Raw genomic sequence first — 23,781 nt, forward strand, 5'->3', positions numbered from 1 at the left:
GCCGGGTCTGAGCCTCCTGTCAGCCCGTCCGATCAGAGACGACGCTCGATCCCGCGTTTCAGACCGAAGACCAGGATGACGGCGGCGACCACCAGCAGGAAGGCGGCGCCCAGGGCGGTGAAGCCAAGCACCGGATTCCGCTCCTGTTCTGCGACAAAGGCCCCGACCAGACCCCAGGCAATCGGCAGGGGAAAGGCCAGGGTGCGCAGGCTCGCCGTCACCGCCGCCCCGACCAGAACCACGACCGCGACGGCGGCGATGGCCCAGCCTGTCGGCGACAGGAAGGCGGGCAGGGCGTCGAAGGCCGTCGCCGTGGTGATCAGGTTCAGCGGCGCGGCGATGGTCAGCCACCCGGCCAGCGCCGCCAGCGGCCAGATCAGAAACCAGCGGTCACGGTCCATGATCCCGGTTGCGCGGATGGTCCGGGCATTGGCCAGCAGAGGGACCACCAGGGCCAGCAGCGAGGCGAAGATGACTATGACGCTGGCCGCCTTCAGGTTCAGCGCCGCGACGATGATCCACAAGCCGATGCCGAACAGGGCCACCGCCGAGGGCCAGCCCATGCGGTTGATCAGCACACTCTCGCCGGTCTGAGGCAGAACCTGACGCCCGGCATAGGCCAGCAGCCCCAGATAGATCAGGCCCCAGATCGAGAAGGCGTAGCCCGCCACCTGCAACGTCTGATTGCCGTCCGCCGCGAACTCGGCCTGAGACAGGCCGAAGCCGCCCAGGTTCTGCACGACCGGAACCACGACGGCGAAAACAGCCGCGGCCAGCACCACCAGTCGGCGGGTTCTCTGGGCGGGGGTAGGGCGTTCGATGGCGGACATAGGGGCGGCTCCGGCTCAGCTTCGCCGTAACTACGCGTCGGGCGGGGGTTTGGTTCACCGGAACCGTACGCGCGCCGCTCCGCTTAGAACAGCAGGACGCCCATCAAGGAGACGCACCATGGCCGACCCCGACAACCTGCCGGAAGACCCCGCCCTCGAAACCGACGAGGTCGAAACCAACCGCGCCCTGGAACAGGGCCTGGGCGTCGGCGCTCGCGAACTGGCCGCCATCGGCGAATCCGGCGCAGCCGGGACGCTGGAACGCCCGCTGGATGAAGACGGCGAGCCGATAGAACCGGAACTCGAAGTCGACGAACTGGGCCGCAGCGCCAGCGTGCTGGACCGCAAGACCTCTCAGGTCGACGACAAGGAGCAACTGGACAAGGCGTCCGACGCCTAGGCCGTTCAGGCCGCGGCGTAGATGCTCTGGAACAGGGTGGCGCCGTCGGCGCTGCCCAGTTCGGCTTCGAAGGCGCGGTCGGGGTGGGGCATCATGCCCAGCACGTTGCCGCGTGCGTTCTGGATGCCGGCGATGTCGGCGACCGAGCCGTTGGGGTTGTCGACATAGCGGAACACCACCTGGCCCTCGCCTTCGAGGCGGGCCAGAGTTTCAGCGTCGGCGAAGTAGTTTCCGTCTGCGTTGCCCTGGGTCATGACGACCTCGCGCTGACCCTGATAGCCCGAGGTGAAGCGGGTCTGGCCGTTGGCGACCGTGATGCTGATCGGCTTGCAGATATACTTCAGGCCGCTGTTACGCAGCAGGGCGCCGGGCAGCATTCCGGCTTCGCACAGAATCTGGAAGCCGTTGCAGATGCCGACCACGGTGACGCCGTCGTCGGCGGCCTTCTTGACGGCCTGCATGATCGGGGCCTGGGCCGCCATCGCGCCGCAACGCAGATAGTCGCCGTAGGAGAAACCGCCCGGCAGGACGATCAGATCGAGGCCTTTCGGCAGCTCGGTCTCGGCGTGCCAGACCATTTCGACCTGCTCGCCAGTGGAGCGTTCGATGGCGACCTTGCAGTCGCGATCACAGTTGGACCCGGGGAAGACGATGACGGCTGCGCTCATGGGCGGGCCTCCTAGCATCAATTGTTCAGGATGTCAGGCGTGGCTTTGACCTGTCTTGCGTCCGCTCAGCCAGGCGACGACCCAGACCGCGAAACCGCCCAGCGACAGGGCGACGCCAACCCAGCCGGTCGAGGTCCAGCCCCAGCCTGCCGCGATGGCCATGCCGCCCAGAAGGGGGCCGATGGCGTTGGCGGTGTTGAAGGCCGAGTGGTTCAAGGCGGCGGCCAGGGTCTGCGCGTCGCCGGCGACGTCCATCAGGCGGGTCTGTAAGATCGAGCCCAGCCCGCCGCCGCCGCCGATCAGGAAGACCACGATCAGCATGGCCCACAGGTGCGGGGCCGCGAACGGGTAAAGCGCCAGCGCCGCCGCGCTCCACAGCAGCAGCCCGCCCGCCGCCTTCATGCCGTAGCGGTCGGCGGCCCAGGCGCCCAGCAGGTTGCCGCTCATCATGCCCAGACCGAACATGGCGAAGACCCAGGGCAGGACCTCAGCGCCGACGCCGGTCACCGCCGTCAGGGTCGAGGCCAGATAGGCGTAGACCGCGAACATGCCGCCGAAGCCGATGGCCCCGACGCCCAGCGTCATCCAGACCTGTCCGCGCTTCAGGGCGCCCAACTCGCGCAGGGGGCTGGCGTCGGCGTGAGCCGGATCGCGCGGCGCGAACAGGGCGACCAGGGCCATGGTGATGACCGCCAGAACGCTGACGATGGCGAAGGCCCAGCGCCAGCCGAAGGCGTGGCTGACGGCGGTGGCGACCGGCACACCGATGACGGTGGCGACGGTCAGGCCCAGCAGGATGGTCGAGACGGCGCGGGTGCGCAGCCGCAACGGCACCAGCGACGCCGCCACCAGGGCCGAGACGCCGAAATAGGCCCCGTGCGGAATGCCGCTGAGGAAGCGGAAGGCCAGCATCCATTCATAGTTGGGGGCCAGGGCGCTCAGCGCATTGCCGACCGCAAACAGGGCCATGAAGCCGATCAGCAGCAGCCAGCGCGGCGCGCGCGCCCCCAGCACCGCCAGGATCGGCGCCCCGACGACCACGCCGGCGGCATAGGCGCTGATGACATGGCCGGCGGTCGGCTCATCGACGCCGAGACCCGCTGCGAAGTCGGGCAGGACGCTCATGGCCGCGAACTCGGTCACGCCGATGGCGAAGCCCCCCATCGCCAGGGCCAGCAGGACCAGCGCCACCTTGCCGGGCGCGGCGACCGTCTCCATCGCGGGCGACGGCGCGCAGATGCGCTCGTCGATACAGGCGGCGGCGTCGGTGGGGGGCATGAACTATCGCAATGCAACAAACTTACTGTGCGCCGCAAAATAGGGACGGAGGTCGCAGGCGCAACCTTGGCCGGACGTTCAGCTCATCACGCTTTGTTTGCGCTGGGTTCAGGCGGCCGCCAGTTCTGCGCGGACCTTGGGGTGCGACACCGACAGGCCCAGGGTCTGGGCGGCGTAGAGCTCCAGCAGCAGCCGATCGTGACCATCTGGCACGTTCAGCCAGCGGGCCTCGATCGGCTGGCGGCGGCCGGGACGCGGCGCGGGCTCGCTGACGCTGATCAGAGGCACGCCATGGCCTGGCTGGTGCACGCGGGCGGCCAGCGCCAGACGCAGCGACGGCGCCAGCAAACGCTCCTCCAGATGGGGCGGGCTGCCGACATGGATAGGCTCGTCCTCCTGATAGAAGACATAGACCGCCCCGGCTGCGGGCAGTCGCGCCCGCGTCAGGGGTTCCAGCGGCCGAGCCATCAGGCGGCGGAACAGGTCGGGGACCGTCGCCAGCCTCTGCTGATGGTCGAGCGTCGCCGCCGTCACCCGCCGGTGTTCTCGTAGGTCGCGGTGATCGAGGCCTTGGCCAGCGTGTGGAAATGCAGGTTGAAGCCGAAGACGGCGCCCGAGTTGTCCGGCGTCACGTCCAGCCTGTCCGTGTCCACGGCGAAGACGGTGAAGATGTAGCGATGCGGGCCGTGGCCGGGCGGCGGGGCGGCCCCGCCGAAGCCGGCCTCGCCATAGTCGGTGCGGCCCTGGACCGCGCCCTGGGGCAGGTTGGCGCCGCCGACGGCGCCCGCGCCCGCCGCCAGTTCGGTCACGTCGGCGGGGATATTGGCCACGGTCCAGTGCCAGAAGCCCGAGCCCGTGGGGGCGTCGGGATCATAGCAGGTGACGGCGAAGCTCTTCGTGCCCTCCGGCGCTCCGGACCAGGACAGCTGGGGCGAGGTGTCGCCCAGAGCCTTCACCAGGGCGTCAGGCAGGATGCCGCCGTCGCGGATGTCGGCGGAGGTCAGGGTGAAGGTCATCGGCGGCGCTCCCTTGATCTGGTTGTCGGACGGAACGGTCCGGCTTTGATACCGTTGCGCAGCGACAGTCTGTTCCTAGCCAAGCTTGATCCTGGTTCAAAGCGCGGAGCGCCGGATGCTGCAAGCCCTTCTCGATCAGACCTTCCTGACGCGAGCCGTGCGGGTGCGCCTGCCGGACGGGCGCGAGCTGACGGCGGGACCGGGAACGCCGGAATTGACGGCGGTGATCCAAGACACAAAGACGGCCCTGGCCATCGCCGCCAACCCCGATCTGGCGCTTGGCGAGGCCTTCATGGACGGGACCTTCCGGGTCGAGGGCGGCGACATCTACGCCTTCCTGCAGCTGACGACGTCGCAGCTGGCCATCCGGCCGCGCGGTGGAAAACTGGACCTGCTGCAACGCATTCGGCGCGGCGCCGAGCAGGCCAACGACCGGCTGCACGCGCGCAACAACGTTCATCACCACTATGACCTGACGGTCGACTTCTACCGGCTGTTTCTGGACGAAGACCTGCAATATTCCTGCGCCTTCTTCGAGACGCCGGACGCCACCCTGGAACAGGCCCAGACGGCCAAGAAGCGGCGGCTGGTCGACAAGCTGCTGCTGGCGCCGGGGCAGAGCGCGCTGGACATCGGTTGCGGCTGGGGTGGGCTGGGTCTGTCGATGGCCGAACGCGGCGCGCGCGTCACCGGCGTCACCCTGTCGACCGAACAGCACCGCGCGGCCAATGAGCGGGCGGCGGCGCGCGGTCTGGCCGACCGGGCCGAGTTCCTGCTGCAGGACTATCGCGACCTGAACCAGACCTTCGACCGCATCATCTCGGTCGGCATGTTCGAGCACGTCGGGGCGCCCAATTATCAGGAGTATTTCGACACGGTCGCCCGGCTGCTGGACGACGACGGGGTGGCGGTGATCCATTCCATCGGCCGCAAGAGCCCGCCCAGCCGCACGCAACCGTTTATCCGCAAATACATCTTCCCCGGCGGCTATATTCCGGCCCTGTCCGAGGTCCTGCCCGCCATTGAACGCTCGGGCCTGTGGGTGACGGACCTGGAGGTGCTGCGGCTGCACTACGCGGAGACGCTCAGGATCTGGCGAGAACGCTTCCTGGCGCGCCGCGACGAGGCCCTGACCCTCTACGACGAGCGGTTCTGCCGGATGTGGGAGTTCTATCTCGCCGCCAGCGAGGTCGCTTTCCGCGAACTGGGGCACATGGTCTTCCAGTTGCAGTTGACCAAAAAGCAGACGGCGGTCCCGCTCAGTCGGGATTATCTGTGCGAGTAGGCCCTTCTTTCCCTCCCCATTTCATGGGGAGGGGGACCGCGTAGCGGTGGAGGGGGCGGCGCAGCGATCAGCCGTCGAGACGCCCCCTCCGTCACGGCGCTGGCGCGCCGCGCCACCTCCCCATCGCTACGCGACAGGGAGGAAAACAAAAAAGGCCGCTCTTTCGAGCGGCCCTGATCGTCAGATTGTCGCGGCCTTACGCCACTTCGATCCGGTAGCTTTCGATGACCGTGTTGGCCAGCAGGGTGTCGCACATGCGCTTCACCTCGGCTTCCTTGTCGGACACGCTGTCATCGAGGTCGAACTCGATCATCTTGCCGACGCGGGCGTTGGCGACGCCGGCCCAGCCCAAACCTTGCAGGGCGCCTTCGACGGCCTTGCCCTGAACGTCCAGAACGCCGGGCTTGAGGAAGACGTGAACCTTCACCTTGGCCATTAGTGCAGTCCTCCTTGGATCACGGTCGGCATGTCCTTCATGATGCCGAGGCGGCGGGCCACCTCGGTGTAGCTTTCGATGACGTCGCCCATGTCGCGACGGAAGCGGTCCTTGTCCAGCTTCTCGCCGGTGGCGGTGTCCCACAGCCGGCAGCTATCCGGGCTGATCTCGTCGGCCAGGATGACGCGGGCGAAGTCGTTTTCCCACACCCGGCCGAACTCGATCTTGAAGTCCACCAGGGTGATGCCGACGGCGCCGAACATGCCGCACAGGTAGTCGTTGACGCGGACGGTCATGGCCAGGATGTCGTCCAGCTCCTGGGTCGTGGCCCAGTTGAAGGCCGTGATGTGCTCTTCCGTCACCATCGGGTCGTTCAACTCATCCTTCTTGTAGTAGAATTCGATGATCGAACGGGGCAGGGCGGTGCCCTCTTCCTGGCCCAGACGGGTGGCCAGCGAGCCGGCGACGACGTTGCGGCAGACGACTTCCAGCGGAATGATCTCGACTTCGCGGATCAGCTGCTCGCGCAGGTTCAGACGCTTGATGAAGTGGTTGGTCACGCCGATGCCGTTCAGGCGCGACATGACGAACTCGCTGATGCGGTTGTTGATCACGCCCTTGCCTTCCAGCACGGCCTTTTTCTGGGCGTTGAAGGCGGTCGCGTCGTCCTTGAAATACTGGATCAGCGTGCCCGGCTCGGGACCCTCGTACAGGATCTTGGCCTTGCCCTCGTAGATCTTCTTGCGCTTGGAATTCATGGTCGTGTCCCGAGAGGGAAGAAAACAGACTGTCCTCAAAACGAAAAACGCGCGGCCCGGCGGCTGTGGGCGGCGCGATCCTGAATCGACGACGGGTATATAAGATCGCACGCCCTTTAACCGAAGGGCGTCTGTGACACAAATATCCTCCTGTAACGCAGCGTCAGAACCGCGACCGCGAGTCCAGTTGCGTTCGCAGGCGAGGGGGCTATAGACGGCGATGCGGACCCCAATTCCGTCCGCCACTGGAGTGACTACGCGCATGACGACCTTCGACGATCGGGAAAAGGGCTACGAGTCCAAGTACGCCCTCGATCAGGAACAAGAGTTCAAGGCCATCGCGCGTCGTAACAAGATGCTGGGCCTGTGGGCGGCCGAGAAGATGGGCCTGTCGACCGACAGCGCCGAGCAATACGCCGCCGCCGTGGTCCGCGCCGACTTCGAGCAGCCGGGCGAGGAAGACGTCTTCCGCAAGGTCGCCGGCGACTTCAAGGGCTCGGGCCTGACGGTGTCCGAGGGCGAACTTCGCTCCAAGATGGACGAACTGGCCTCGATCGCCCGCGAACAGATCCGCGCCGGCGAATAGGTCTCGGTTCCAACCGACCGAATTCAGAAGGGCCGCTGCCGGATATGGCAGCGGCCCTTCTTCTATTTCAGGCTGTCGCCGCGATTATTTCGGCATCAGCACCGTGTCGATGACGTGGACCACGCCGTTCGACTGGCCGACGTCGGCCTGGGTGATGGTCGAGGTTCCGCCCTTGGCGTCGGTGATGGTCCACTTGCCGCCGCCGGCGTCCTTGACCATCAGCTTCTCGCCCTGAACCGTGGTCAGGGTGGCGGTGCCGCCGCCCTTCTGGGCTTCGGCGGCGATGTCGGCGGCGGTCAGGCGACCGGGCACGACGTGATAGGTCAGGATCTTGGTCAGGGCCGCCTTCTGGGCCGGCTCCATCAGGCTGGTGCGCGTGGCGGCCGGGATCTTCTCGAACGCCGCATTGTCAGGGGCGAAGACGGTGAAGGGGCCGGGGCCTTGCAGGGTCGTGGCCAGGCCCGCGGCCTGAACGGCGGCGACCAGGGTGGTCAGGTTGGGCGCCTTGGCGGCGTTGGTGACGATGTTGTCGGCAGGGCTCATGGCCACGCCGCCGACCATGGGATCGGTGGTCACAGGCGCCATTGCGGCCGAATCGGCCGGCATGGCGTCGGCCGGCGCCTTCTCGACCTTGGTTTCATTGTTGCCGCAGGCGGCCAGCGTCAGCAGGGCGGCGGCGGATACGGTAGCGAAGCTGGCGGTACGGATCATCTTCATGTCGTCTCTCCATCGACAGCCGCTCGAAGGGGCGGCGGGTCGGGGAGAACTACGGTCGAGCAGGCCAAATGGTTCAAATTATCCGGCGCGGCGCGTGATCACGATTGAACCTAGTCGGCGAAGACGACTGTCTTGCCGTCGTGCATCAGAATGCGGTCGTGCAGGTGATGCGACACCGCCCGCGCCAGAACGCGGCGTTCGATGTCCCGGCCCTTGCGGATCAGATCGGCGGGGGCGTCGCGGTGGCTGATGCGCTCCACGTCCTGTTCGATGATGGGGCCTTCGTCCAAGTCGGCGGTGACATAGTGGGCCGTGGCGCCGATCACCTTCACCCCGCGCGCATGGGCCTGATGATAGGGCTTGGCCCCCTTGAAGCCCGGCAGGAAGGAGTGGTGGATATTGATACAGCGCCCCGCCAGATGCGCCGTCAGGTCGTCCGACAGGATCTGCATATAGCGCGCCAGCACCACCAGCTCCGTGCCTGTCGCCTCGATCAGGGCCAGCAACTGGGCCTCCTGGGACGTCTTGTCGCCGCTCATGGGCAGGTGGTGGAAGGGCAGGTCGCCCAGATCGACGTGGCCGATCATGTCGCGCGGGTGATTGGACACGATCGCCGTCACCTGCATCGGCAGTTCGTCGATGCGCCAGCGGTACAGCAGGTCCGCCAGGCAGTGATCGAACCGCGAGGTCAGGATCATCACCTTGCGCGGCTCCGGCCCGCGCAGGGTCCAGTCCATGTCGAACTGCAGGGCCAGCGGCGTGAAGGCGGCGCGGATCGCGTCCTCGGCGTCGCCTTCCATCGGCTCGAACACCACGCGCATGAAGAAGTAGCCGCTCAGGGCGTCGCCGAACTGCTGAGCGTCGGAAATATTGGCGTCTCGCTCCAGCAGAAAGGCGGAGACGGCCGCCACGATGCCGTGGCGGTCAGGGCAGGATAGGGTCAGAATCATCGAGCGGGCCGACTTATTCGGGAAGGAAGTCGCTCAGTATGGCCCAGCTTTCCGCCTTTGCCGACAAGGATATTGCGTGCGTCGGGCTTGAGGACGGCAGGTCGATCAGGGCGACCTGGTCCAGATCGGGCAGATCGGCCAGAATGCGCCGCCCCAGCTTCGCCGCCAGCCCGCCGTTGAAGGCCACGGCGCGCAAGCCGGGCAGGGCGGTGATCAGACCGCGCAGGTCGGCGGCCTTTGGCGAGCGTATGGCGGCGTCCAGACTGCCGGATCGCTCCGCCGAGGCGATGACGTCCCACAGCCCGACGCCATGCGCCTTCAGACGATCCAGCCTTTGCTCATAGGGCAGTGCGGTCAGACCCTCGCCCAGCAGCCCGCCGATCAGGGGCCAGAAGCCGTTGCGCGGATGGGCGTAGTACTGGGCCGCCTTCAGCGAGGCGTCGCCCGGCAGGCTGCCCAGGATCAGGATGCGGGTGCGGTCGTCGACGACAGGATCGAAGCCGACCGACCGCCCAACCGCAGGCAAGGGTCTCAGCCCTCGCCGAAGACCCGCTTGAACACCACGTCGACGTTCTTGGTGTGGTAGCCGAGGTCGAACAGGGCTTCCAGCTGATCGGCGGGCAGGGTGACGCGGGCGTCGGCCTTGAGGAAGTCGAGGAAGGCGCCTTCGCCGCGCCAGACCTTCATGGCGTTCTCCTGAACCGCGGCATAGGCGTCTTCACGCGACACGCCGGCCTGGGTCAGGGCCAGCATGACCCGTTGCGAATGCACCAGACCGCCCAGGCGGTCGATGTTCTTCTGCATGTTCTCGGGATAGACGTTCAGGCGCTCGATCACCCCCGCCAGACGGTGAAGGGCGAAGTCCAGATGGACCGTGGCGTCGGGGCCGATGCCGCGCTCGACCGAGGAGTGGCTGATGTCGCGCTCGTGCCACAGGGCGACGTTCTCCATCGCCGGGACGACCGCCGAGCGGACCAGACGGGCCAGGCCGGTCAGGTTCTCGGTCAGGATCGGGTTGCGCTTGTGCGGCATGGCCGACGAGCCCTTCTGGCCCTTGTCGAAGAACTCCTCGGCTTCGAGGACTTCGGTGCGCTGCAGGTGGCGGATCTCCACGGCCAGCCGCTCGATCGACGAGGCGACCACGCCAAGGGCGGCGAAGTAGGCGGCGTGACGGTCGCGCGGGATGACCTGGGTCGAGACCGGCTCGACGGCCAGGCCCATCTTGTCGGCGACGTACTGCTCAACCGCCGGATCGACGTTGGCGAAGGTGCCGACGGCGCCCGAGATGGCGCAGGTGGCGATTTCCTCGCGGGCCGTGATCAGGCGGCGCTTGGCGCGCTGGAACTCGGCGTGATAGCCGGCCAGCTTCAGGCCGAAGGTCACGGGCTCGGCGTGGATGCCGTGCGAGCGACCCACGGTCGGGGTGTATTTGTGTTCCTTGGCGCGGACTTCCAGCGCGGCCAGGACGCGGTCGACGCCGCCCAGCAGCAGGTCGGTCGAGCGCGCCAGCTGCACCGCGAAACAGGTGTCCAGCACGTCCGAGGAGGTCATGCCCTGGTGCAGGAAGCGGGCTTCCTCGCCGACGATTTCCGACACATGGGTCAGGAAGGCGATGACGTCGTGCTTGGTGGTGCGTTCGATCTCGTCGATGCGGTCGGCGTCGAAGGTCACGTCCTTGCCCTTGGCCCAGATGGCGTCGGCGGCGTCCTGAGGGATCACCCCCAGTTCGGCCATCTTGGTGGCCGCATGGGCCTCGATCTCGAACCAGATCTTGTACTTGGTCTCTTGCGACCAGATGGCGACGGCTTCGGGGCGGGTATAGCGCGTGATCATGGATCGGTCGTGTCGTGCGGGAAGGGCGGGGAGTCAAGGTTCACCGGGCAAACTTGCGTCTTTCCTCCCTGTCGCGCAGCGATGGGGTGGAGGAACAGGCGTCGGAGGCGCCTGGACGACGGGCGCGGCGGCGAAGGCGACGTGACGGAGGGGGCGTCTCGACGGGGGACGTTTGCGCCGCCCCCTCCACCGCATAGCCTGTCCTCAGGCTCGCCGAAGGCGAGACCCGGGGGCGGTCCCCCCCCCTCCCCATGGAATGGGGAGGAAAGAGCAGCCATTGACTTCTGGCCCCCTTGTCCCAGATAGGGGGCCTCAGAGGACGACCTCTCCCTTTCAGGGCATGACCGCCGGGACGACCCGGCTCGCCATGCAAGGGAGACTGTCATGGCCTGGATTCTTCTTCTGTTCGCCGGTCTGTTCGAGATCGTCTGGGCCTTCCTGATGAAGGCGTCGGACGGGTTTTCAAAGCCGTGGCAGACGGTCGGCACCATCGTCTTCATGATCATCAGCTTCGGCCTGTTGTCGATGGCGATGAAGACCCTGCCGCTGGGCACGGCCTATGTGATCTGGACCGGCATCGGCGCGGTCGGGGCCTTCGTGGTCGGCATCGCGGTGCTGGGCGAGCCGATCACCCCCATGCGGATCGCGGGCGCGGTGCTGATCATCTCGGGCCTGGTTGTGCTGAAGCTGTCCTCCAGCCATTGATGGCGAGCGCATAGGGAGCCTCGCCATGGAACTGATCATCGGACCGCGTCTCTATTCCACCTGGTCGTTGAGGCCCTGGCTGGTGCTGAAACGCGCGGGGGCCGCGTTCACGACCCGCGAGGTCTCCTATCGCACCGACGCGCAGAAGGCCGAGTTGCGTCGTCTTTCGCCGTCGGGCTTCGTGCCCCTGCTCAAGGTCGACGGCGAGACGATCTGGGACACGCTGTCGATCAGCGAATGGGCGGCGGAACACTATCCCGAGGCGCAGCTGTGGCCGGTTGATCCGACCGCGCGGGCGCTGGCCCGTTCGGCGACGGCCGAGATGCACTCTGGCTTTATGGCCTTGCGCGATCTGTGCGGCATGGGGCCGGATCATCCGATGGCCGGGGCGGCGCGGGCCGAGACGCCGTCCGATCCGGCGCTGGATCGGGATCTGGCGCGGCTGGTCGAGTTGTGGCGGCAGATGCGCAGCCGCTTCGGCGCCGACGGTCCCTGGCTGTTCGGCGACTGGTCGATCGCCGACGCCTTCTTCACCCCCGTCGCGGCGCGGGTGCGCCATTATCAGATCGACCTGAGCGGGCATGGCGATGCGGACGGCGTCGCCCGGACCTATGTCGAGGCTCTGCTGGCCCAACCAGATTTCGAGGAATGGCAGCGGCTGGCTCTGGCTAACGCCGCTTAAGCTTGGCCGAAAACCGGCGATTAACGAGTGATGTTACATTCTGCCTTCACGGCGTCTGGCCGTGGGGGATGGGCGATGCGGACGATCAGCCGGAATACCAACTGGGGCAGGACAGCGCGGGGCTATTTCCTGGCGGCTCTGGCCTTCGCCTTTGTCTGGGCCATGCTGTTGTCCAGCGTGGTCTGACGCGACTCTAGCTCTAGCGCGTACCGGCGACCGGGGCGGCCTCGGCCACCTGCATCGGTCCAGTCGGCGGCGGGGCCACATAGTCCAGACGGATCGGCACGGCCTTGGCGCCCGAGGCCACGGCGTCCAGCGTGTTCAGCGGCGCGCCCAGCATTCGCTGATAGATCCAATAGGCGGCCACGACCTTTTCCACGTATTCGCGGGCCTGAGGCACGTCGATGGTCTCGATCAGCAGCAGGGGATCGGCGTCCGGCCCCAGCTTGCGCACCGCCGCCAGCATCGGCCCCGGCCCGGCGTTGTAGGAGGCCACGGCCTTCAGCAGGTCGCCCTGGAAGGCTTCCATCTGGAACAGGCGGTTCACATAGTCCTGACCCAGCTTCAGATTGGTGGCCGGGACGTACAGCCGCTCGGGATTGCGCACATAGCCCTGATCCCCGGTCATATGGGCGGCGGTCGTCGGCATGACCTGCATCATGCCATAGGCGCCGGCCCCCGAACGGGCGCTGGCGTTGAAGTCGGTTTCCTTGCGCGCGATGGCGTAGACCAGCGCCTTCTCGATGGTGAAGCCGCCCTCGGGCTCCAGCACCGGCATGGGATAGCGGGTGGCGTCGATGCGGCTGGCCTCGGACTGGGCCGCGCGATTGGGGGCCACGGTGCGATAAAGGCCGGCCCACAGGCGCCGGGCGCTGTCGTCGCCGGCTGAGCGCATCCCGGTGCGGGCGGATTCTTCGGCTTCGTTGCGGCGCCCGACTTCATAGAGGGCGACCGTGCGCCGCGCGGTCTCGTCCGAGCGGATGAAGGCGTTCAGTTCGCGGGCGTCTACGCCGGCCGGCTCAGGCGTCAGGCTGGCGCGTTGCAGCGCGGCGCCATAGGCGCGCGGTCCCATGTTCTCGATCACCGGCTCTTCGCCCAGCTGGCGCAGGGCGATCTGACCATAGAAGGTGGCGGGCCAGCGCGCGGCCAGGCGCAGGTTTTCGGCCACCTTGTCCTGACGTCCCGACTGGGCGGCGGCGCGCGCGGTCCAGAAGGCGGCGCCGGCGCGGACCCAGGGGTCCTCGGTCGGGTCCTGAGCCACGCGCTCGAAGGCGCGGAAGGCGTCGGAAAACTGATGCAGGCGCCAGGCGGCCAGCCCTGCGCTCCACCAGTCGCCCATCTCGGCCCCGGTGCGATAGGCGCCGGCCAGGTCGTCGTTGTTCAGCGCCACGCGGGCGGCCTTGGCCGGATCGGTCACGCCGCCGTCCCTGGCGCCGGTCACGCTGGCCCAGGTCCGCTCCAGCAGGTTGCCGGGACGCTTGGGCTCGGGCGCGCCGTCGGGTAGGCGCCGCATGGCCAGGGTATAGACGCGGGGCGCCATCGGCAGGTCGGAATAGGTCTCCAACCAGGCCGCCAGCTCGTCATAGGTCGCGACATGGGTGGGATGGAACAGGCGCTCGAACTCGACCTGGCCCAGCAGGACGCGGTCCTGGGCCTGCCGTGCAGAGGCGCGGGCCAGCTCCAGATCGCCGCGCCGCAGGGCGTCGAAGGCGGTGGTGTAGCTGAGCCGATCGGAACTGCTCAGGGCCGTGGGGGTTCTATCGGAGTCATTGCCGACATAGGCCGTCCCGCCGCCATCAGCCCCGCTGTCAGCTCCGCCCCCTTCACGGGCCAGGGCGGCAGGCGCAACCGTGGCGCAGAGCGTAGCAGCAAGGAGAGGCGCGAGAGCCGCGCGGCGGAAAAGGTACATACGCGGCGGCCCCCTTCGTCGGCGCGGCTCCCGTATCGTGCCGGGATTGTCAGCGCTCTGTGGACTGGTCGTCAGCCGCTAACCATGCCTGAATCAGACAGCAGGCTCAACCTGCGCCGTATCCAGACGCGCCGCCAGGGACAGGATGTCGGCCCAGGCGACCCGCTTGGCCTGGGGCTGACGCAGCAGGAAGGCGGGGTGCAGGGTGACGATGGCGGGGGCCGCCGCCGTCCCGTCGTCGAGCCGCCATTCGCGCCACTGGCCGCGAATCTTCATCAGGCCTTCCTCGGTGTTCAGCACCGATTTCGCCGCCGCCGCCCCGACCAGAAGCACGGCCCTGGGCTGCATCAGAGCAAAGGCACGTTCCAGGAAGGGGGCGCAGACCGCCTGCTCCTGCGGCGTCGGCAGGCGGTTGCCGGGCGGCTTCCAGAAGACGGTGTTGGTCATGAAGGCTTGATCGGCCAGACCCGCCGCCGCCAGCATCCGGTCCAGCAGTTGCCCCGCCTGGCCGACGAAGGGTTCGCCGCGCAGGTCTTCGGTCTCGCCGGGCGATTCGCCGATCAGCAGGATCGAGCCCCTGGGATTGCCGCGCGCGAACACCGCCTGCTTGGCCCCCATGGCCCGCAGGGGGCAGCCCTCGAAGGCGGCGACCGCCTCCGCCAGTTCGTCCATGGTCGTCGCGGCGGCGGCCAGGCGACGCGCCTCGGCGACCGCGTCCGCGCTGGACATTCCCCCGTGCTGGCCCCCATGCAGGGCCGTGACCGTGGCCGAGGCCTTTTGCAGCATCTGTGGCGCGGGCGGGGCGACAAAGACGGTGCGGTCGACCGGCGCGTCCAGATAGCAGGCGTCCACCCCCGCATCGCGCCAGAAGGCGAGCAGGGCTTCGGTTGCGGCGGTGTCGAGGGGCTGGGGCGTCATTCCGTGACAGGGATAAGCCTTGACCGCCGCTGCGTCACCTCACGATAAGACGGATAACCACGACGATAACGAGGATTCAGGGGATCATGGGCGAGCAAGCGATCGAAGGCGGCGCGATCAACGCGTGGCAGGAAGCCGTCATCGACAAGCTGCCGCCGGCGGAAGCGCTGGAAGGCGTCGAGCGCGAGGTCATGGAATACGACGTCGTCATCGTCGGCGGCGGCCCCGCCGGCCTGTCCGCCGCCATCCGCCTGAAGCAGCGCGCCGAGAAGGACGGAAAAGAGATTTCGGTCGCCGTGCTGGAGAAATCCGCAGAGATCGGCGGCCATATCCTGTCGGGCGCCGTGATCGATCCCAAAGCCCTGAACGAGCTTTTCCCCGACTGGAAGGAACGCGGCGCCCCGCTGGAGACGCCCGTCACAAAAGACAAGTTCCTGGTGCTGGGTCCGCAGGGTCAGGCCTCGCTGCCGATGTTCGCCATGCCGCCCTTCATGCACAACCACGGCTGCTACATCGCCTCCCTGGGTAATGTGTCGCGCTGGCTGGGCGAGCAGGCCGAGGCCCTGGGGGTCGAGGTCTATCCCGGCATGGCCGCCAGCCATGTCGTCTGGGATGAACCGTCGGGCCGCGTTAAGGGCGTCGTCGCCGGCGTCTTCGGCATCGACCGCGAGGGCAAGCCGACCGGCGACTTCCAGCCCGGTCTGGAACTTCACGGCAAGTATGTCTTCATCGCCGAGGGCGTGCGCGGCTCGCTGGCCAAGACCATCATGGCCCGCCACGACCTGACGGCGAACTCGGACCCGCAGAAGTTCGGCATCGGCCTAAAGGAGCTGTGGCAGATCCCGGCCGAGAAGCACCAGCCCGGCCTGGTCCAGCACACGACCGGCTGGCCGCTGGACGACAAGACCGGCGGCGGATCGTTCCTGTACCACTTCGGCGACCGCTACGTGTCCGTCGGCTTCGTCGTGCACCTGAACTATCAGAACCCCTATCTGTCGCCGTTCGACGAGTTCCAGCAGTTCAAGCACCACCCGGCCATCGCCGAGCATCTGGAGGGCGGCACCCGCATCTCCTACGGCGCTCGCGCCATCACCGAGGGCGGTTTCCAGTCGGTGCCCAAGCTGGCCTTCCCCGGCGGCGCCCTGATCGGCTGCTCGGCGGGCTTCGTGAACGTGCCGCGCATCAAGGGCAGCCACAACGCCATGAAGACGGGCATGCTGGCCGCCGACGCCGCCTATGAGGCCGTGATCGCAGGCCGCGCGGGCGACGTGCTGGAGGCCTATGAGGCCGCCTACAAGACGTCGTGGGTCTATAAGGAGCTGAAGGTCGTCCGTAACGCCAAGCCCATGCTGTCCAAGCTGGGCACCATGATGGGCGGGGCGGTCAGCATGTTCGACATGTGGGTCAACCACCTGACCGGCGGCTTCTCGGTCTTCGGCACCATGAGGCACACCAAGACGGACGCAGCCTCGACCGGCCTGGCCAAGGACTTCAAGCCGATCACCTATCCCAAGCCGGACGGCAAGCTGTCGTTCGACAAGCTGTCGTCGGTCTTCATTTCGAACACCAACCACGCCGAGGATCAGCCGGCCCACCTGAAGCTGCTGGACCCCAGCGTGCCGATCAACGTCAACCTGCCCAAGTACGGCGAACCGGCGCGGCTCTATTGCCCGGCGGGCGTCTATGAGGTGCTGACCGACGAGCAGGGCCAGAACCCGCGCTTCCAGATCAACGCCCAGAACTGCGTCCACTGCAAAACCTGCGACATCAAGGACCCGTCGCAGAACATCGTCTGGACCACGCCCGAAGGCGGCGGCGGCCCCAACTACCCGAACATGTAAGGCGAACCTTTCCTCCCCATTTCATGGGGAGGGGGACCGCCCTCGGGTCTCGCCTCTGGCGAGCCCAAGGACAGGCTGCGCGGTGGAGGGGGCGACACAGACGTCGGCCGTGGAGTCGCCCCCTCCGTCACGACGCTGACGCGCCGCGCCACCTCCCCATGGAATGGGGAGGAAAGAGAAACCACAGCAAGAGGCGAAGCTGATCTTGCGGGCGGAAGGGAAAGCGTGAAGGGTCCGCCCATGCGCTTTGCCTTCCGTCGTTCCGCCCTGTTCGCCGCCGCCTCGCTGATCGCGTTGGGCATCGCCGCGCCCTCCTTGGCGCAGGAGGCGCCGCAGACGCTGCCGAACGACGCTGCGCCCGCTCAGGTGGAGGCGGAACCGTCGACGGCCCCGGAGGCGTCGCCCCCGGCTGACGCCGACAGCCAAGACCCCGAAATCATCATCGCTGATGCGCCGGCGACGCCCGAGACCCCGCCCATCCCGGCCACCTGGGCCCCGATCCCGACCGACGCCGAGGGGCGCAGCGCCTACGGCTACTATTTGGCGGGCCGCAACGCCCTGACCAGCGGCGAGAGCGAGGCGGGCGCCGACTATCTGGCGCGCGTCGAGGCCCTGACCCCCGAACAGCCCCGCGTCCGCGAACAGGCCTTCACCGCCTCGCTTTTGGCCGGCGACCTCGACGTCGCCGCCCGCATCGCGCCGGAAGGCGAGGGCGTCTCGCCCGTCATCGTCCAGGCCGGTCGTCTGGTCGCGGCGGTGCAGACCTTTGTTCACGGCGACGCCCGCCGCGCCAACGCCATGCTGAAGGCCGCCCCCATCGGCGAGCCGCATGCCCGCGCGGGCCTTTATGTCCAGCCGTGGATCGCCGCCGCCGCCGGGGACTGGGACCGCGCCCTGGCCCAGCCGCCGACTGATCTGGACCCGATCAGCGTCCTGGTGGCCCGCGCCAACCGCGCCCGGCTGCTGGAGCTGCGCCGCCGCCATGACGAGGCCGACGCCGAATGGCGCGACCTGACCAGCCACGCCCTGGCCTCGCGCCTGTTCCGTCTGCCCTACGGCGAGTTCCTGGAGCGGCGCGGCAAGCGCGACGAGGCTCTGGTCCAGTATGAGGCCGCCGTCACCGCCGGTTCCACCGACCGCGCCACCATGGCGGCGCGCGCCCGCGTCCTGGCCAAGGGCCGCCCGCCTGCGGCCCCCAACTATCGTCAGGGCGCGTCCCTGGCGTTGAAGACCGCCGCCGATCAGATTATCGCCCAGCGCGCGCTGGAGTTCGGCGTGGTCTATCTGCGCCTGGCTCTGAATCTCGATCCCACCGATGAGAACCGCTTCCTGATCGGCCAGACCCTGCAACAGGCCGAACTGGAACCTGCGGCCCGCGCCGCCCTGGCCCAGGTCGGGCCACAGGATGTCGAGCTCTACGCCGCCGCTCGCGTGCAGAGCGCGCTCAGCTACGAAAAGGACGGGCAGGCCGAACAGGCTCTGGCCGAACTGCGCCGCGCCGTCGAGGCTCGCCCGAACGAGGCCAGCATCGCCTATCTGCTGGCCGGGCAGCTGGTGCAGATGAAGCGCTTCGACGAGGCGCTGACGGTTCTGAACGGGCCGCTGCTGATGACGGCGGATCAGGGCTTCGAGGTGCATTTCCTGCGCGGCGCCGCCTATGAGGCGCTGGGCCGCAAGCCCGAAGCCGAGGCCGAACTGTGGGCCGCGCTTCAGCAGCAGCCGAACAACCCGACCGTGCTCAACTACCTCGGCTACCTGTGGGTCGACACCGGCGCGCGGGTCGAGCAGGGGGCCGAGATGATCGCCCGCGCCTTCGCCGCCGATCCGTCGGACGGCAATATCCAGGACTCGCTGGGCTGGTCGCAATATCGCCGAGGCCAGTTCGACGCAGCGGTGGAAACCCTGGAACAGGCCGTGGCCAAGGAGCCCGCCAACGCCGAGATCAACGACCACCTCGGCGACGCCTACTGGGCCGTGGGGCGTCAGCGCGAGGCGGGCTTCCAATGGAACCGCGTCCTGACGCTGGAGGTCGAGGCCGAGCGCAAGGCCGAGGTCGAGGCCAAGCTGCGCGACAAGCTGGGTCAGGACCCGACCGACGACACCGGCGCGGGTGTCGCGGACTGATCCGGTGACGCTGCGCAGCCTGGCTCCGGCCAAGATCAACCTTTTCCTGCACGTCGGGCCGGTGGCGGACGACGGCTATCACCCCCTGGCCAGTCTGGTCGCCTTCGCCGATGTGGGCGACGCGGTGACGGTGACGCGGGCGGACGCCCTGTCGCTGGCCGTCACCGGCCCGTTTGGCGGCGCTCTGGCGGGCGAGGGCGACAACCTGATCCTGAGGGGCTTGCGGGCGCTGGGCGAGGCGGTCGGGATCGGCGCGCCGCCGGTCGCCGTGACGCTGGACAAGCAACTGCCCATCGCGGCGGGGCTGGGCGGCGGCTCGGCGGATGCCGGAACGGCCATCCGGCTGGCGGCGCAACTGCTGGACCTCGATCTGGACGAGGCGGCGCTGGAAGCCGTCGCGGGCGTGGTCGGCGCCGACGGTCCCATGTGCCTGCGCGCCCGCCCGGCCTGGGCGACGGGCAGGGGCGACGACCTCCGCGACGAGCCGCGCCTGCCGCCGCTGCACGCGGTTCTGCTGAACCCCGGCCTGGCGTCGCCCACGGGGGCGGTGTACCGCGCCTATGACGATGCGCCCGCTGGCGGGGCCGACTGTCCGGACGGCCCCGCCGACTGGTCGCCTGCCGCCGTGATCGACTGGCTGAAGGGCCAGCGCAATGATCTGGAAGCCCCCGCCCTGCGCGTCACGCCGGGCATAGCCGAGGCGCTGTCGGCCATGCGCGCCGCGCCGGGCTGCCGCCTGACGCGGATGTCGGGCTCGGGCGCGACGGTCTTCGGTCTGTTCGACGATGCGGCCTCTGCAAGCCTTGCTGTTGGCTCGCTGCAACGCTCCGGTTGGTGGGGGCGCGCCTGCGTGCTGGCCGGAGCTCGCTAACCTCTGCCGTCATCCCGGAAAGCGCGAAGCGCTTATCCGGGACCCAGGCGTCTGATCCGGGCTGGCGATCATCAGTTTGAACTTGCCGTCTGGGTCCCGGGTTCGGCTGCGCCGCCCCGGGATGACGGAATGGAGGGGCGGTCCGGTTGAACTCGGCCCCGCCGCCCTCTAGGGTCCGCGCTCAAATTTTGCGCTGCGAAAACGAGCCGACGTGACCACCGAACCCCTCGCCTTCCAGGACCTGATCCTGACCCTGCACAAATACTGGGGCGACCAGGGCTGCGCCATTCTGCAGCCCTATGACATCGAGGTCGGGGCCGGCACCCTGCACCCGGCGACGGTGTTGCGCGCGCTGGGACCCAAGCCGTGGAAGGCTGCTTACGTTCAGCCGTCGCGCCGTCCCGGCGACGGTCGCTATGGCGAGAACCCCAACCGGCTGCAGCACTATTATCAGTATCAGGTCATCCTGAAGCCGAACCCGGACAACCTGCAGGAGCTCTATCTCGGCTCCCTGGCCGCCATCGGCATCGATCCGAAACTGCACGACATCCGCTTTGTCGAGGACGACTGGGAAAACCCGACCGTCGGCGCCTGGGGTTTGGGCTGGGAGGTCTGGTGCGACGGCATGGAGGTGACGCAGTTCACCTATTTCCAGGGCGTCGGCGGCATCGAGGTCGACGTGGTCTCGGGCGAGCTGACCTACGGGCTGGAGCGTCTGGCCATGTATGTTCAGGGCGTCGACAACGTCTATGACCTGAAGTTCAACAAAGAGGGCCTGACCTACGGCGAGGTCTTCCTCGAGAACGAGCGCCAGCAGTCCGAAGCCAATTTCCACGGCTATGACGTCGCCGCGCTGAAGCGCCGCTTCGAGGACATGGAGCGCGAGGCCGCCCATTTCCTGACCATGAAGGGTCCGCAGGGCCAGCCTCTGGTCCTGCCCGCCTACGACCAGGTGCTGAAGGCCTCGCACCTGTTCAACCTGATGGACGCCCGCGGCGCCATCGCCGTCGCCGAACGCCAGAGCTACATCGGCCGCATCCGCGACCTGTGCAAAGCCTGCGCTCTGGCCCAAGTCGAACATGAGAAGGCGACGTCGTGACGGTTGACGATCAGTTGACGCCACAGGCTCCCTTCCCCCTCGATGGGGGAAGGGCTGGGGATGGGGGTGACGCCCTCAGCCCTCTGCGCGCGCGTCATCTGACGGGTGCTGTCGGCCGCGCGCGGCGACTGCGTCGCGACATGACCTTCCCGGAACGCATTCTCTGGGACGAACTGCGCCGCCTGAAGCTGAACATTCGCCGTCAGGCGCCGATCGGCCGCTACATCGCGGACTTCGTCCATCATGACAGCCGCCTGATCGTGGAAATCGACGGGCCGCTGCATGAGGAACTCGAAGCGGTCGCCTATGACGCCGAACGCACCGCCTGGCTGGAAAGTCAGGGCTTTCGCGTGATCCGCTTTTCCACCAAACAGGTGACGGACGGCTTGTCGGACGTGGTCGATGCGATCCGTTCGGCCGTGTTGTCACCCCCATCCCAACCCTTCCCCCATCAAGGGGGAAGGGCCCTCTGGCGCGCCCGCGATCAATGGGTGCGGGACGAAAACTGATGCCCCAGCTTCTTCTCGAAATCTTCTCCGAAGAAATCCCCGCCCGCATGCAGCAGGGCGCCGCGCGCGACCTGGAACGTCTGGTCTCGGATCGGTTCAAGGCCGCCGGCCTGACCTGGGACGCGCTGAACGTCTTCGCCGGGCCGCGTCGCCTGACCCTGGTGATCGACGGCCTGCCGGTCGCCGCCGAGGACCGCAACGAAGAGGTCAAGGGGCCCAAGACCTCGGCCCCCGCTCAGGCGCTGGAAGGCTTTCTGCGCAAGACCGGCCTGACCCAGGACCAACTGGTCGAGCGCGACGGCGTCTGGTTCGCCGAGATCAGCAGCAAGGGCCGTCAGACGACCGAGGTCTTCGCCGAGGCCGTCGATCAGATCGTCCGCAGCTTCCCTTGGCCCAAGTCGATGCGCTGGGGCACGGGAAGCCTGCGCTGGGTGCGCCCGATCAAGCGCATCATCGCCCTGTTCGACGGGGCGGTGGTGCCGTTCGAGATCGACGGCATCCAATCGGGTGATGTGACCGAGGGCCATCGCTTCCTCGGCAGCGGCAAGCCGTTCGCGGTCAAGGACTTTACCGACTATCGCGCCAAGCTGGAACGCGACTTCGTCCTGCTGGACGTGGCCGACCGCAAACTGCGGATTCTGGAAGCCGCCAAGGCCGCCTGCGCCGCGCGTGGTCTGGTGCTGGTCGATGACGACGGCCTACTGGACGAGGTCGCCGGTCTGGCCGAATGGCCGACGCCGATCCCGGGCGACATGGACCCGCAGTTCCTGTCCCTGCCGCCCGAAGTGGTCCGCCTGTCGATGAAGGTGCACCAGAAGTATTTCGCCGTGCGCGATCCGTCCAAGGACGGTCTGGCGCCCAACTTCCTCGTCGTCGCCAACGTCGAGGCGACCGATGGCGGCAAGGCCCTGGCCGCCGGCAACAGCCGCGTCCTCTCGGCCCGCCTGAACGACGCCCGCTTCTTCTGGGACGAGGACCAGAAGGTTGGCTTCGACGCCTGGAACGACAAGCTGAAGGGCGTCACCTTCCACGCCAAGCTGGGCACCCTGGCCGAGCGGGTGGACCGCATCGCGGCGCTGGCGCGCGAAATCGCGCCTCTGGTCGATGCCGACGCGGATCAGGCCGAGCAGGCCGCGCGCCTGTCCAAGGCCGATCTGGCCAGCGGCATGGTCAGCGAGTTCCCCGAACTGCAGGGGATCATGGGCGGCTACTACGCCCGTCTGGCCGGCTACCCCGACGCCGTCGCCGACGCCGTGCGCGACCACTACAAGCCGCAAGGTCCGGGCGACAGCGTCCCGACCGCCCCGGTCACGGTCGCCGTCGCCATCGCCGAGAAGCTGGACACCCTGGTCGGCTTCTTCGCCATCGACGAAAAGCCCACCGGCTCGCGCGACCCCTACGCCCTGCGCCGCGCCGCGCTGGGCGTGATCCGGCTGGTGCTGGAGAACGGTGCTCGTATCGGCCTTCGCGGCGACGCCTTCTCGGCGGCTATGGCGGCCTTGGAGAAGGGCAATGTCCAGCGTGCCGTCGACAAGCTCGCGGTCGAAACTGAACTCAGCGCCTTCTTCGCCGACCGTCTGACCGTCCTGCTGCGCGACCAGGGCCAACGCCACGACCTTGTGGCCGCCGTCTTCGCTCTGGGCGACGACGACCTGGTGCGGATCGTGCGTCGGGTGGAGGCGCTAGCCGCCTTCCTCGCCACGGACGACGGGGCCAACCTGCTGGCCGGCTACAAGCGGGCGTCCAACATCCTCAAGGCCGAGGAAAAGAAGGGACCGCTGCCGCAAGGCGCCGTCGCCACCGGCCTGGCCAACCAGCCGGCGGAAGAAACCGCGCTTGCGTTTGCCGCCGCCGCCGCCGCGACCGCCGTGGACGCCGCGCTGGAGACCGAAGACTTCGCCGCCGCCATGACGGCGCTCGCCGCCCTGCGCGGGCCGGTCGACGCCTTCTTCACCGGCGTCATGGTCAACTCCGACGTGGCCGAGGAGCGTGAGAACCGTCTGAAGCTGCTGGGTCAGGTGCGCGGCGTTATGGGCCGGGTGGCGGACTTCGGTCAGATCGCGGGCTGAGGCGCTCTCCCTACCGACCGTCGCGTCGCCCCCTCCACCGCTTCGCGGTCCCCCTCCCCACAAAGTGGGGAGGAAGGGCGCGTGTCTTTCCTCCCTGTCGCGCAGCGATGGGGAGGTGGATCGGCGGCGGAGCCGACGAGACGGAGGGGGCGGCGCAGAAGGCCGAAAATCTGCATCCCGACACATCCTCACACGGATTGTTACACCCACGGCCTCGCCTTCGCGCTTGCAGCACGCTAGTCAGGGCCACCGTAAGCGGGACTCGGTCCTGCGACGACTGACCACGGCTCAGGGACT

Annotated in this window: 24 protein-coding genes; 11 read left to right on the forward strand and 13 right to left on the reverse strand. The window is 67.9% G+C overall.

The window, feature by feature from the left end:
* Positions 1-32: 32 nt before the first annotated feature.
* Positions 33-830, reverse strand: a complete 798-nt coding sequence (locus DXK21_RS02025) for a hypothetical protein (RefSeq protein ID WP_114816118.1) — start codon at positions 828-830, stop codon at positions 33-35.
* A gap of 118 nt (positions 831-948) precedes the next feature.
* On the opposite strand from DXK21_RS02025, the gene DXK21_RS02030 reads away from it, so the two are divergent.
* Positions 949-1,230: a hypothetical protein gene (locus DXK21_RS02030; RefSeq protein ID WP_114816119.1), complete on the forward strand. Its 282-nt coding sequence runs from the start codon at positions 949-951 to the stop codon at positions 1,228-1,230.
* Between the two features lie 5 nt (positions 1,231-1,235).
* On the opposite strand, the gene purQ is transcribed toward DXK21_RS02030, so the two are convergent.
* From purQ to DXK21_RS02050, 4 genes are all read right to left on the reverse strand, one after another.
* Positions 1,236-1,898, reverse strand: a complete 663-nt coding sequence (gene purQ, locus DXK21_RS02035; RefSeq protein WP_114816120.1) for a phosphoribosylformylglycinamidine synthase subunit PurQ — start codon at positions 1,896-1,898, stop codon at positions 1,236-1,238.
* Positions 1,899-1,931: 33 nt separating this feature from the next.
* Entirely contained in the window at positions 1,932-3,176 is a 1,245-nt protein-coding gene (locus DXK21_RS02040; RefSeq protein ID WP_245945062.1) for an MFS transporter, read from the reverse strand.
* A 108-nt stretch (positions 3,177-3,284) separates the two neighbouring features.
* Positions 3,285-3,710 (reverse strand): hypothetical protein, encoded by a 426-nt coding sequence (locus DXK21_RS02045; protein ID WP_114816121.1) that lies wholly within the window; start codon positions 3,708-3,710, stop codon positions 3,285-3,287.
* Positions 3,707-4,192: a YbhB/YbcL family Raf kinase inhibitor-like protein gene (locus tag DXK21_RS02050; RefSeq protein WP_114816122.1), complete on the reverse strand. Its 486-nt coding sequence runs from the start codon at positions 4,190-4,192 to the stop codon at positions 3,707-3,709. Before DXK21_RS02050 ends, DXK21_RS02045 begins: the two co-directional genes overlap by 4 nt.
* 115 nt (positions 4,193-4,307) lie before the next feature.
* Between DXK21_RS02050 and DXK21_RS02055 the strand changes: the two genes are divergently transcribed.
* Positions 4,308-5,477 (forward strand): SAM-dependent methyltransferase, encoded by a 1,170-nt coding sequence (locus tag DXK21_RS02055; RefSeq protein ID WP_114816123.1) that lies wholly within the window; start codon positions 4,308-4,310, stop codon positions 5,475-5,477.
* 196 nt (positions 5,478-5,673) lie between these two features.
* On the opposite strand, the gene purS is transcribed toward DXK21_RS02055, so the two are convergent.
* On the reverse strand, positions 5,674-5,913 hold the full coding sequence (gene purS / locus DXK21_RS02060) for a phosphoribosylformylglycinamidine synthase subunit PurS (protein WP_105563084.1): 240 nt from the start codon (positions 5,911-5,913) through the stop codon (positions 5,674-5,676).
* Positions 5,913-6,671: a phosphoribosylaminoimidazolesuccinocarboxamide synthase gene (gene purC, locus DXK21_RS02065; RefSeq protein WP_114816124.1), complete on the reverse strand. Its 759-nt coding sequence runs from the start codon at positions 6,669-6,671 to the stop codon at positions 5,913-5,915. Before purC ends, purS begins: the two co-directional genes overlap by 1 nt.
* Before the next feature lie 262 nt (positions 6,672-6,933).
* Between purC and DXK21_RS02070 the strand changes: the two genes are divergently transcribed.
* Entirely contained in the window at positions 6,934-7,257 is a 324-nt protein-coding gene (locus DXK21_RS02070) for a DUF1476 domain-containing protein (RefSeq protein WP_178823953.1), read from the forward strand.
* A gap of 84 nt (positions 7,258-7,341) precedes the next feature.
* Here the strand turns inward: DXK21_RS02070 and DXK21_RS02075 are convergent, their stop codons facing one another.
* From DXK21_RS02075 to purB, 4 genes are all read right to left on the reverse strand, one after another.
* Entirely contained in the window at positions 7,342-7,974 is a 633-nt protein-coding gene (locus tag DXK21_RS02075) for a fasciclin domain-containing protein (RefSeq protein WP_114816126.1), read from the reverse strand.
* 110 nt (positions 7,975-8,084) lie between these two features.
* The gene (purU, locus tag DXK21_RS02080; protein WP_114816127.1) at positions 8,085-8,924 is read right to left on the reverse strand and encodes a formyltetrahydrofolate deformylase; all 840 of its coding nucleotides are present in this window, start codon (positions 8,922-8,924) and stop codon (positions 8,085-8,087) included.
* A 13-nt stretch (positions 8,925-8,937) separates the two neighbouring features.
* Positions 8,938-9,450 carry a DNA-deoxyinosine glycosylase gene (locus tag DXK21_RS02085; RefSeq protein ID WP_114816128.1) on the reverse strand — a complete coding sequence of 171 codons (513 nt, stop codon included), beginning with the start codon at positions 9,448-9,450 and terminating at the stop codon, positions 8,938-8,940.
* A 5-nt stretch (positions 9,451-9,455) separates the two neighbouring features.
* Positions 9,456-10,757, reverse strand: coding sequence for an adenylosuccinate lyase (gene purB, locus DXK21_RS02090; protein ID WP_114816129.1), 1,302 nt, complete (start codon positions 10,755-10,757; stop codon positions 9,456-9,458).
* A 384-nt stretch (positions 10,758-11,141) separates the two neighbouring features.
* Here purB and DXK21_RS02095 point away from each other — a divergent pair, with 384 nt between their 5' ends.
* Positions 11,142-11,462: a DMT family transporter gene (locus DXK21_RS02095; RefSeq protein WP_114816130.1), complete on the forward strand. Its 321-nt coding sequence runs from the start codon at positions 11,142-11,144 to the stop codon at positions 11,460-11,462.
* Positions 11,463-11,487: 25 nt separating this feature from the next.
* Positions 11,488-12,144 carry a glutathione S-transferase gene (locus tag DXK21_RS02100; protein ID WP_114816131.1) on the forward strand — a complete coding sequence of 219 codons (657 nt, stop codon included), beginning with the start codon at positions 11,488-11,490 and terminating at the stop codon, positions 12,142-12,144.
* Positions 12,145-12,343: 199 nt separating this feature from the next.
* On the opposite strand, the gene DXK21_RS02105 is transcribed toward DXK21_RS02100, so the two are convergent.
* Positions 12,344-14,053, reverse strand: a complete 1,710-nt coding sequence (locus DXK21_RS02105) for a lytic transglycosylase domain-containing protein (RefSeq protein WP_114816132.1) — start codon at positions 14,051-14,053, stop codon at positions 12,344-12,346.
* Positions 14,054-14,146: 93 nt separating this feature from the next.
* Positions 14,147-14,971 (reverse strand): uracil-DNA glycosylase, encoded by an 825-nt coding sequence (locus DXK21_RS02110; RefSeq protein ID WP_114816133.1) that lies wholly within the window; start codon positions 14,969-14,971, stop codon positions 14,147-14,149.
* A 191-nt stretch (positions 14,972-15,162) separates the two neighbouring features.
* Here DXK21_RS02110 and DXK21_RS02115 point away from each other — a divergent pair, with 191 nt between their 5' ends.
* From DXK21_RS02115 to glyS, 6 genes are all read left to right on the forward strand, one after another.
* Complete coding sequence (locus DXK21_RS02115; protein WP_245945070.1) at positions 15,163-16,812, forward strand: electron transfer flavoprotein-ubiquinone oxidoreductase; 1,650 nt, start codon at positions 15,163-15,165, stop codon at positions 16,810-16,812.
* Positions 16,813-17,052: 240 nt separating this feature from the next.
* A complete protein-coding gene (locus DXK21_RS02120; RefSeq protein WP_114816135.1) occupies positions 17,053-18,936 on the forward strand; it encodes a tetratricopeptide repeat protein in 1,884 nt (627 codons plus the stop codon).
* Positions 18,937-18,940: 4 nt separating this feature from the next.
* On the forward strand, positions 18,941-19,807 hold the full coding sequence (locus DXK21_RS02125; RefSeq protein WP_114816217.1) for a 4-(cytidine 5'-diphospho)-2-C-methyl-D-erythritol kinase: 867 nt from the start codon (positions 18,941-18,943) through the stop codon (positions 19,805-19,807).
* A 211-nt stretch (positions 19,808-20,018) separates the two neighbouring features.
* Positions 20,019-20,906, forward strand: a complete 888-nt coding sequence (locus tag DXK21_RS02130; protein ID WP_114816136.1) for a glycine--tRNA ligase subunit alpha — start codon at positions 20,019-20,021, stop codon at positions 20,904-20,906.
* On the forward strand, positions 20,903-21,415 hold the full coding sequence (locus DXK21_RS02135; protein WP_281269016.1) for an endonuclease domain-containing protein: 513 nt from the start codon (positions 20,903-20,905) through the stop codon (positions 21,413-21,415). The genes DXK21_RS02130 and DXK21_RS02135 overlap by 4 nt, the downstream gene beginning before the upstream one ends.
* Complete coding sequence (gene glyS / locus DXK21_RS02140; RefSeq protein WP_114816138.1) at positions 21,415-23,484, forward strand: glycine--tRNA ligase subunit beta; 2,070 nt, start codon at positions 21,415-21,417, stop codon at positions 23,482-23,484. The genes DXK21_RS02135 and glyS overlap by 1 nt, the downstream gene beginning before the upstream one ends.
* The last annotated feature ends 297 nt before the right edge of the window (positions 23,485-23,781 follow it).

This window comes from Brevundimonas bullata (assembly GCF_003350205.1).
Taxonomy (GTDB): Bacteria; Pseudomonadota; Alphaproteobacteria; order Caulobacterales; family Caulobacteraceae; genus Brevundimonas; species Brevundimonas bullata.

What these genes read in the sequence shown, in the direction of transcription:
- purB (WP_114816129.1), bottom strand. Translation starts at nt 10,757, where the DNA reads ATGATCACGCGCTATACCCGCCCCGAAGCCGTCGCCATCTGGTCGCAA.
- DXK21_RS02120 (WP_114816135.1), top strand. Translation starts at nt 17,053, where the DNA reads ATGCGCTTTGCCTTCCGTCGTTCCGCCCTGTTCGCCGCCGCCTCGCTG.
- DXK21_RS02110 (WP_114816133.1), bottom strand. Translation starts at nt 14,971, where the DNA reads ATGACGCCCCAGCCCCTCGACACCGCCGCAACCGAAGCCCTGCTCGCC.
- purS (WP_105563084.1), bottom strand. Translation starts at nt 5,913, where the DNA reads ATGGCCAAGGTGAAGGTTCACGTCTTCCTCAAGCCCGGCGTTCTGGAC.
- DXK21_RS02050 (WP_114816122.1), bottom strand. Translation starts at nt 4,192, where the DNA reads ATGACCTTCACCCTGACCTCCGCCGACATCCGCGACGGCGGCATCCTG.
- DXK21_RS02105 (WP_114816132.1), bottom strand. Translation starts at nt 14,053, where the DNA reads ATGTACCTTTTCCGCCGCGCGGCTCTCGCGCCTCTCCTTGCTGCTACG.
- purC (WP_114816124.1), bottom strand. Translation starts at nt 6,671, where the DNA reads ATGAATTCCAAGCGCAAGAAGATCTACGAGGGCAAGGCCAAGATCCTG.
- DXK21_RS02100 (WP_114816131.1), top strand. Translation starts at nt 11,488, where the DNA reads ATGGAACTGATCATCGGACCGCGTCTCTATTCCACCTGGTCGTTGAGG.
- DXK21_RS02070 (WP_178823953.1), top strand. Translation starts at nt 6,934, where the DNA reads ATGACGACCTTCGACGATCGGGAAAAGGGCTACGAGTCCAAGTACGCC.
- DXK21_RS02115 (WP_245945070.1), top strand. Translation starts at nt 15,163, where the DNA reads ATGGAATACGACGTCGTCATCGTCGGCGGCGGCCCCGCCGGCCTGTCC.
- DXK21_RS02055 (WP_114816123.1), top strand. Translation starts at nt 4,308, where the DNA reads ATGCTGCAAGCCCTTCTCGATCAGACCTTCCTGACGCGAGCCGTGCGG.
- DXK21_RS02030 (WP_114816119.1), top strand. Translation starts at nt 949, where the DNA reads ATGGCCGACCCCGACAACCTGCCGGAAGACCCCGCCCTCGAAACCGAC.
- purU (WP_114816127.1), bottom strand. Translation starts at nt 8,924, where the DNA reads ATGATTCTGACCCTATCCTGCCCTGACCGCCACGGCATCGTGGCGGCC.
- DXK21_RS02075 (WP_114816126.1), bottom strand. Translation starts at nt 7,974, where the DNA reads ATGAAGATGATCCGTACCGCCAGCTTCGCTACCGTATCCGCCGCCGCC.
- purQ (WP_114816120.1), bottom strand. Translation starts at nt 1,898, where the DNA reads ATGAGCGCAGCCGTCATCGTCTTCCCCGGGTCCAACTGTGATCGCGAC.
- DXK21_RS02095 (WP_114816130.1), top strand. Translation starts at nt 11,142, where the DNA reads ATGGCCTGGATTCTTCTTCTGTTCGCCGGTCTGTTCGAGATCGTCTGG.
- DXK21_RS02040 (WP_245945062.1), bottom strand. Translation starts at nt 3,176, where the DNA reads ATGCCCCCCACCGACGCCGCCGCCTGTATCGACGAGCGCATCTGCGCG.
- DXK21_RS02025 (WP_114816118.1), bottom strand. Translation starts at nt 830, where the DNA reads ATGTCCGCCATCGAACGCCCTACCCCCGCCCAGAGAACCCGCCGACTG.
- glyS (WP_114816138.1), top strand. Translation starts at nt 21,415, where the DNA reads ATGCCCCAGCTTCTTCTCGAAATCTTCTCCGAAGAAATCCCCGCCCGC.